Source organism: Paraglaciecola sp., from assembly GCF_051252315.1.
In the GTDB taxonomy this organism is placed as follows: Bacteria; Pseudomonadota; Gammaproteobacteria; order Enterobacterales; family Alteromonadaceae; genus Paraglaciecola.
This window is the reverse complement of the sequence record NZ_JBPOFP010000160.1, coordinates 1-8,124: the sequence shown is the minus strand read 5'-3', so window position 1 is coordinate 8,124 and position 8,124 is coordinate 1. Positions and strand designations below refer to the sequence as shown.

The 8,124-nt window shown below is 44.7% G+C and carries 6 protein-coding genes; 5 read left to right on the top strand and 1 reads right to left on the bottom strand.

Annotated features, from left to right (window positions below; all coding sequences use genetic code 11):
- Positions 1 to 201: 201 nt before the first annotated feature.
- From gmtY to ACSHXM_RS19880, 5 genes are read left to right on the top strand one after another with little or no spacing between them, the layout of a single operon-like run.
- Positions 202 to 1,659 (top strand): gamma-mobile-trio recombinase GmtY, encoded by a 1,458-nt coding sequence (gene gmtY / locus ACSHXM_RS19900; RefSeq protein WP_435691815.1) that lies wholly within the window; start codon positions 202 to 204, stop codon positions 1,657 to 1,659.
- Positions 1,659 to 4,322 (top strand): gamma-mobile-trio integrase GmtZ, encoded by a 2,664-nt coding sequence (gmtZ, locus tag ACSHXM_RS19895; RefSeq protein WP_435691813.1) that lies wholly within the window; start codon positions 1,659 to 1,661, stop codon positions 4,320 to 4,322. The genes gmtY and gmtZ overlap by 1 nt, the downstream gene beginning before the upstream one ends.
- Positions 4,322 to 4,999 (top strand): gamma-mobile-trio protein GmtX, encoded by a 678-nt coding sequence (gmtX, locus tag ACSHXM_RS19890; protein ID WP_435691811.1) that lies wholly within the window; start codon positions 4,322 to 4,324, stop codon positions 4,997 to 4,999. The genes gmtZ and gmtX overlap by 1 nt, the downstream gene beginning before the upstream one ends.
- Positions 4,999 to 5,436, top strand: a complete 438-nt coding sequence (locus ACSHXM_RS19885) for a VPA1267 family protein (protein ID WP_435691809.1) — start codon at positions 4,999 to 5,001, stop codon at positions 5,434 to 5,436. The genes gmtX and ACSHXM_RS19885 overlap by 1 nt, the downstream gene beginning before the upstream one ends.
- The gene (locus ACSHXM_RS19880; protein WP_435691807.1) at positions 5,433 to 7,601 is read left to right on the top strand and encodes an AAA family ATPase; all 2,169 of its coding nucleotides are present in this window, start codon (positions 5,433 to 5,435) and stop codon (positions 7,599 to 7,601) included. Before ACSHXM_RS19885 ends, ACSHXM_RS19880 begins: the two co-directional genes overlap by 4 nt.
- 234 nt (positions 7,602 to 7,835) lie before the next feature.
- Here ACSHXM_RS19880 and ACSHXM_RS19875 read toward each other — a convergent pair.
- Positions 7,836 to 8,124, bottom strand: a 289-nt coding sequence (locus ACSHXM_RS19875) for a hypothetical protein (RefSeq protein ID WP_435691805.1), incomplete at its 5' end; no start/stop codon positions are given.

Here is an 8,124-nt window from a genome sequence, read left to right as displayed (position 1 = left end):
TCAAGCCGACTGCGGTATCTGCAGTACAAGCGTTGAACGACATTAAGTAACCTGAGAAAAAAGCCCTTGCTTTTACAAAATATAGAGCAACATAAAGTGTGTATAATGTGTATTAAGGCAGATTTTCTGCCTTTTTATTTGACAAATTACCTTTAAGGTATAAAGTGTATTGTATGTTTATTATGTATGAAAGGCTTCATCTTGTCATCTGTAAAAGTCAAAGCAACCATCGTAGAAGATAATACGGGCATTAAAAGTCAGCTTCCTATCTTGATCACCGAACAAGGTGAAGTTGCCTCTATTACCGATTACTTGCTCAAGATGGAAGCGGAAGGGTTGAGTAATTCCGTTATGAATGGTCTTATACAAGCCACTTCTTTGCTTTTGGATTACATGGAAGCGAACAAGGACTTGTTTGATGATCCTAAAATATTGTTCCAAACGTTTGCTAAACGTCTGTATACAGGCACTATCGGTGAAGATGGTTTAGATCCTTCGGGCTTGTATTGGGTGCCAAGCTCAACTGATAACGTCAATAAACACATTCATCGATTAACGGCATTCACTGATTGGCTGGCTAACAAGCACGGTACAGAGCCAATGAACCCATTACGCGATGCCACACCCCATGAGCAGCGTTTAAATTACGCGGCTTGGTATCGCAAAAACCAAAATGACTTCCTCGGTCACATCGAAGATAAAACCGTTAATAAAACCATCCGTAAAGCTCGCACAATGAAGGGGCGTACTCCCTTAACCAAAACGGAAGATGATGCCATCGCCTTTCCTGATAAGCATTGGGAGGCTTTTTACAAGGAAGGTATCGGTGGCGCAAAAGATCCGCGTGTGGCACTCAGAGATAAGTTAATCCTACTGCTCATGCACGGTGGTGGATTGCGTGAGAGTGAGGCGCTGACTCTATGGGTGACAGATGTTCTTGAAGATCCGTATGACCCCGAAAAAGCGGTGGTTCGAATTTACAACGAAGTTGACGGAAAAGCACCTGATGGTTGGCGCAGTCGCTCAGGAGTAAAGACAAGAGAAGCATACTTAAAAGAGCAATTTGCCCGTATTCCTCGTATCCGCATGAAAGGCACAGCCCACATTGGCTGGAAAAATCGTGTGGTTGACCACCGCGATAACTACATACGGGTTCAGTGGTTTCCAACCGATTATGGCAAGGTGTTTATGACGCTGTGGAAGAATTATCAGAAGTATCGAGCCAGCATCGACTGCCATCACCCCTATGCGTTCATTGCATTTCATCACAGTTCATTGGGCAACCCTTACACACTACCCGCTTTTCACGACATTTATGAAAATGGACTAAAGCGCATCGGTTTAGAACCAAACAAGGCGGAAGGACTTGATCCACACGGTCATCGACATAGCTATGGCAGACGATTAGAGCGCTCAGGCCTTAACCCATTAGTCATTCGTCGCTGTATGCACCATAAATCAATGGAGTCTCAAGTTCCCTACACAGGTAAAGGGCAGCAGGAAATCTCCGATGAACTCAACAAGGCCACGCTACAACTGGCAAATCCTGAGTCCAAAGTGAAACCACTGGATTGGAAAACATTGGTCGAGCATGGTTTTGACGACATTGACCCGCAAGGCTATTTCACAGGCAAACATCCAAAATTAGGGAGAAAATAATGGCACCTAAACGTAAAAAGCATGACGGACGCTCATCGGATTTAACCTTCTCTTGGATGCTCAGCACCCTTGGCCCTGAGTGGCAGCAATGGCAGGAGTTAGCAGCCGAATGGATGGCAACACAACATGCGGGAGTTAGCGCTAAGCGCTATGCGCTTAGCCGTTTCTTTGAGTCCTACCTGTTGGAGTGCGCTCCCTATGCAGCCGATGTAGGCCTATTTTTCAAAGGGCATAACCGTCACTACTGCTCTAGTGAAGAGTTTGAAGCTAGGGTTAGAAAAACCATTAACTCCCCCGCAGAAGTCTCAAGCTCTATCAACTACTCCTGCTACTTCATTGATTACATCATTGAGCATCATTTTTCTGAAGAAGATGATAATGGCAACTTAACACCACTGGTTCGCAATCCGCTGAGCAAAATTAAGCATCAAAATTCACACACTGAAACCGTGCGTACCCCACTGCCATATCGTTACATCCAAGACCTGCGCCAAATCCTGTGTCCATTGCCAGATAAAGCGGAACTGAGGGTGATTAAGCAAAACCTACCGCAAGGCGAGTCGTTACTGCCTAGCTATCATTATCGCCATTTCAAGCATTGGACTTGGGCACAGCAGCAGTCAGGACAAGGCAAAGTAGGTGGCAGTGGCGACTGGTTCGACGTCGAGCCTGAGATGATTGACAAAGCTGACCCCGATTGCGTGTGGCGCACTAAAAAAATTACCAGAGACAATAAAAAAATCACCCTCCACCAAATCTGGTCGCCCGTCAAAGCGATGGTCGTATTTATGAAACTCCACTTGCCACTGCGCATCTATCAGGTGCGTATGCTTGACAGCGGTGAAGCGGATACGTGGCGCTATGAAAAAGGTCAATGGAAGCTCAATGACAAGCATGACTTTGCGCTCGGTAGTGAAAAACGCCCTTTTAGTAAAGGCATCTTTCGCCGCATTCATGACACTATGACAGGCCAATATTCAACAGGCTTGTACATCAACACCAACAAAACCGCTGACCAAAATAAAGACGAACTTGAGCGGGGTTACATTATTCCTTGGCAAAACGACGAAGTGTTGTACTGGTTGGAAAAGTTACGTAACTGGCAGGAAAAATACAACCCGATAGCGAAACTGACAGACTGTACCACGTTGCTAGCTAAACATATTAAGAATCAGAAGTCACAAACTCAGTTAGAAAGTATGGGTGAAATTGCGTTTCTGTTTCGGGATGCATCAGCGAAAGGAGATGACAAGCACAAACCAATTCAAGATAAGGCTATGAATAGTTTCTGGTATCGACTCTTGCTAGCATTGGAAAACCAGCTCGCTGAGCAAGGTAATACGCTTGATAATGGAGAGCGACTTAAACTGGTTGTGGATTACCCAAAAGGCACTCCAGAAAACCAAAAGTTTGCCACGAACCACCCACTGCACAGCTTGCGAGTATCCTTGATAACCGCCTACACGATGGATACTCAGTTGCCACTGCCTGTCATATCCAAACTGCTGGCAGGCCACTCACGTATTCTAATGACCATCTACTACAACAAAATCACCCCATCCGTGATGGCGTCAAAAATGAGTGAAGCCGAAGGGGAGCTTAAGGGTAAAGCCAAGCAGTCAGTACACAACTTCCTCAAAGATGCCTCGCTGGCGCAAATCCAATGCAAGATGGTCTATCACAAAGAAGATAGCATTCAGGCGGCGTTAGTTAATCGTAACCCCATCGGTTGGGAGGAGCGTTCATCTGGCTTATGTTTGGTTGGCGGTAATACGGTCAAATCCGATGAAGTTAGTACATTGGGCGGGTGCTGGAACGGCGGTGAGTTGATTAAAGATGCAAGTGCTGCCGCTAATCGCATCTATGACAGCGTACCGCACGGCCCTGAAAACTGCATTCGTTGCCGTTGGTTTATTACCGAAGCACGTTACCTTCCTGCGCTTAATGCCCAGTTTAATCAACTGAGCTACAAGGCGCACCAAGCCGCCAACTTATCCGTTGAAATCGAGGGTGAATTGGAAGCCCTCAAAGACGAGCAGTTCTTCTGTGAGGAGCAAGGTACGCCTTTTACCAAACATGATGACATGCAGGTATTGCAACGCCGCTATGAAAAGCAACAAGTAGAGGCCGATGAATACACCAAAGATTGGATAGCCTGTTTTGAGTTAATCAGCAAAATTATCCACGTTGAAGAAGGTAGAAACAGTGATGACACGAAAGATAAATTGATTGCAGTAGGTAATGAGCAAGATATTAGTCATGCCTTGAGATTCGTTGAAACAGAGTCTGAGTTATTACACTTATCCCTTCTATGTGATGATGCGGAATTCTTTCCAGACTTACAGGATGAATTGCGCAAGACGCCTGCTATACAAAAGCGTTCCATGCAGCTTGGTCGTGCGCTTATGAAGAAGGGCTTTGAGCCTATCTTTATGGAAATGGATGAGAAACAGCAGCTAACCGCTGGCAATGCCATGCTACGCCAAATGGCAAAGATAGCTGACCCTGACGATAAAATGGAAGGCTACCGTAAAGTGGCTAATTACATTGAAGCAGGCGAATACCTTGAAGAAAACAAACTGTTTAATGCAGGTATGACTGCGCTTACTGATAAAGCGCTGCACCTAGAAAACCTTACTCGACCTGCGTTATTGGAGGGCTAATGGACATTAATATCGATGTGATCTTGGCTGACTTAAAAGACGGCAAAGTACCGAGAACCCAAAAGAATTTGGACAAGCTTAACGATATCCTGAAAGCCTATGCCGAATCAGGTCAGCGTGATTTCTCTATCACACAAATGGGGCGTGTATCAGCAGCCGAAAGTGGCCCCGCATATGAAGCGTTACGAGCAACGAAAAACAAGCACTACCGTACCTTGATTGAAGCGTGGGCAGCAAAGTGTAAGACAACCACCAAGAAGCCGTTATCGCCTACCTCTCGCTCTAAGTCTGTCCCACAGGACAATAAGCTATTAGAGCGTATTCCAGACCCAGCGGTACGAGCCTTGTTCGGTCAAATCATTGCCGAACGTAACCGTTACCGCAAAGAGGTTAATCTACTTAAACAACATGCGAATATTACCATTGATAAGCGGCCTGTGCGTCAGTTTGATGCAAGCGCAGAGCCGAGCGTTGAAGTCTTGCCTTCACTCTCTGGCATCCTGACGGAATCAGAGAAGAAAGCCTTAGCCTATGCTATCTCGGATGAATGTATGGAAAACCACAATTGGCAAACCACTCAAGCAGGCCAAGTAAAAGACATGGAGTACAACACAGAGATCTTTCCGAGAGGCTTTGCAACAGGTCTACGCAAGCTGTTAGGTGAGGTAGACGAATAATGGCAAGTGGGCAGCAAAAAGCACAGCAAAACCTTGAAGCATTCGAAGTTTGGCAAGCTACTCAGTCTGATGATGACTTTAAACAAATAGCCTTCAAAGGCAAGCTCAACCGCATAGAAGTAGCAAAAGGGGTCGGTTGCGGTAAGTCTGCCCTTAACCAGAACCCAGCGCTTAGAAAGGCGCTTAAGGCGTTAGAAGACAAACTGCGAGATAAAGGTGTACTCCCACCACTAACCGAATCCGCAAAGAAAGATGCCGACAAGCCAAAACAATATGACAACACTGCTAATCGTAAGCTGCTCGATTCAAAGCGCGTTTCTGGGCTAGAGGCTGAAAACATTGAGTTGAAAGCGAAGGTTAAGGAGCTGGAGAGCAAGCTAGAGCGATTCGGGGAGTTGTCTGAAACCCTGTCTGAAATGGGATTCATGCCACGATGAATGTTGTACTCCATCAAGACCAAATGCGCGTTACCAGCATCCCTTATAGCTCAACCAATATGGTGATATTCAGTGGTGTGCCACTAGCAAAAAACTCATACAAGGCCAACAGTGGTAAGTATTACGTCACCATTAAAATCAACCCTGATGAAATCCCCGTACAGCCTGCCCTTGGTCAGCACTGGTCGGTGAAAGGCGCTCGTTCAATCGATGAAATGCCAACGGGGGATTTCGTGATGCAGCAGCATACCTATGAATCACCAGTGCATATTGAATGCAGCCTACCAGAAACGGGTGAGCAACTGATTCGCTTTATCGCAAAAGAAGCAAGCTTCAAAGGTATTGGAGAAAGCAAAGCTAGAGCGCTATGGGAGCTGCTAGGTAAGAGCTTCCACTCAACGGTTAGAAAAGATACTCCTGAATCAAGAGGACGGCTTAGAAGTGTACTGAGTGAAGATTCTATCACTACGTTATTTGAAGGTTACGCAAAATATAAGAATCTGAGTTATTGCAACTGGATGACCGAACATAAGATGCCAGCGAGTGTTCAGCATCGTTTATTGAAATATCACGGTGAAGAATCTATTGAGGCTATCAAGCAAAATCCGTATGTGCTGATTGGGTTTGGAATGCCATTTGAGGAAGTCGACACTATAGGCGCAGGCTTAGACTTTAGGCTTGATGTCACAAACAATGACCCACGCAGACTCAGCGCAGCACTTGAGATGTCCATTAGAAAAGAGATTGATAAAGGCCATACGTTTACAACACAAGAAATGTTGCGCCCACACTTACTCAAGTTGCTTGAAGAAAAAGCGCTAGTCAATCAGGCGTTCAAAGCCGGTCACGACAGAGCGCAATACATCCTAAACCCTGATACTGGCACCTACCATCCAACTGCGCAATTACTCATGGAAAATGTCGCAGCCAAACGACTAAAAGGACTAGCCAATAAAAATAACCTTTATGACGAATATGCAAATTCTGCATATATGTCTGCCGTTGGTGAGCTACCCTATAAGCTTACCAAGAAACAATTAAAAGCAGTAACAACGTGTTTGGACAACACTGTAAGTTGCATCACAGGTGGGGCTGGAACAGGCAAAACAACAGTGCTTAGAACCGCACTTAAGGCCTACCATCAGATGGAATTTGAAATACATGCAGTAGCGCTAAGCGGCAGAGCAGCTATGCGTTTGCATGAATCAATCGGCTTCAACACATCAACCATCGCTAAGTTATTACGTGAAGAGCCAATCGAGCCGAACACAGACCAACAAAAGCATCTTCTGGTCATTGATGAAGCGAGTATGATTGACCTTCCAACAATGTATCGTCTGGTCAATCATATCCATCCATCTGTTCGGATTATATTTACTGGCGACCCAGACCAGTTGCCGCCTATAGGTTGCGGCAAGGTTCTCGCTGATATCGTTATGTCTGAAGCCATCGCCAATACCATGTTAGATATCGTTAAGCGTCAAGAAGGCTCAACGGGTATTCCCGAATACTCCAAGCTCATTAATCAGGGTGTCGTGCCAGAGCAATTAAGCACAGGCGCTATTCACTTCCACGAAACGAATAAAAAAAACATCGCCCGAGTGTGTTGTGAGTTGTATCAACAATCACCTGAAAACAGTCGTGTTATGGCTCCAATCAAAGCACTTGTTGCTAACATTAATAAACTGACGCAAGAGGCTGTAAACCCTAACGGGAATAGGCTTGAGTTTGAAATGCACGGTGAGAGATTCTTTCAAAACATCAGATTGAATGATGCAATTCTATTTACGCAAAACCACCACGACAAAGGCATTCAAAACGGCTCGCTCGGCACACTAACTAGCGTTAAGTCATCTGGAGAAAGTTACGGTGAAGTGACCCTCGATTCTGGAGATAAGATTGAAATTACTCAATCTGTGCTCGATTGCATGGAGTTGGGTTATGCAATAACCCTACACAAAGCCCAAGGCTCCCAGTTTCCTAGAGTCATAATCGCACTACAGAAGGGCAAAATCGTTGATAGAGCATGGTTATATACGTCAATCACTAGAGCCGAGAATGAAATTCATATGGTTGGCAGTTCGGATGATCTTAGAGCCATTACAGAAGCGCACAGCAACGCACATAAGCGAAACAGCTATTTGGTTGAATTATTATCGAAATGATTTGAATGGCTCAAATGAGTTGCGGTCATACGAGCTTCCGTATTGGGACGGCTCCTATGAGGCAGTTTCCGGACGTTCAAAAATCTGTGGATTGATGTAGTATTTGTTAAATGCGGGATCAATTAGGGTTATTTATTGAAGATACTTGAATGTTTGCTGAATTAAGTATCTTCTCGTTAGCGGACATTCAACACTCTTCATAACCGGTTAGTGGCGCTTTTCCACAAATCCGGTTTATGTATTTGTTATATGTCGTGTTGAAAAAGACCATATATCCCTATTTCCATAAAACACCCAATCTAGATGTTCAGTTACAATATACAAGAAGAGTATATCTGTAGATTGTTGAAACTTGTTAAAGCTCTGCCAGCTTAAAACAAAGCTTGAAGACAATCGTTTTCTCAAACCTGTTGTTTTATTGATACGTTCAAAAGTTTCGAACACATACACAGTTTGCCGAGGTATTGCATTAAAAACATCAAGGTACTCATCTTCACTTAACCAACCGACATCATTCTTAATG

Excerpts from the sequence above, each read along its gene's own strand:
- ACSHXM_RS19880 (WP_435691807.1), top strand. The coding sequence starts at position 5,433 with ATGAATGTTGTACTCCATCAAGACCAAATGCGCGTTACCAGCATCCCT.
- ACSHXM_RS19885 (WP_435691809.1), top strand. The coding sequence starts at position 4,999 with ATGGCAAGTGGGCAGCAAAAAGCACAGCAAAACCTTGAAGCATTCGAA.
- gmtZ (WP_435691813.1), top strand. The coding sequence starts at position 1,659 with ATGGCACCTAAACGTAAAAAGCATGACGGACGCTCATCGGATTTAACC.
- gmtX (WP_435691811.1), top strand. The coding sequence starts at position 4,322 with ATGGACATTAATATCGATGTGATCTTGGCTGACTTAAAAGACGGCAAA.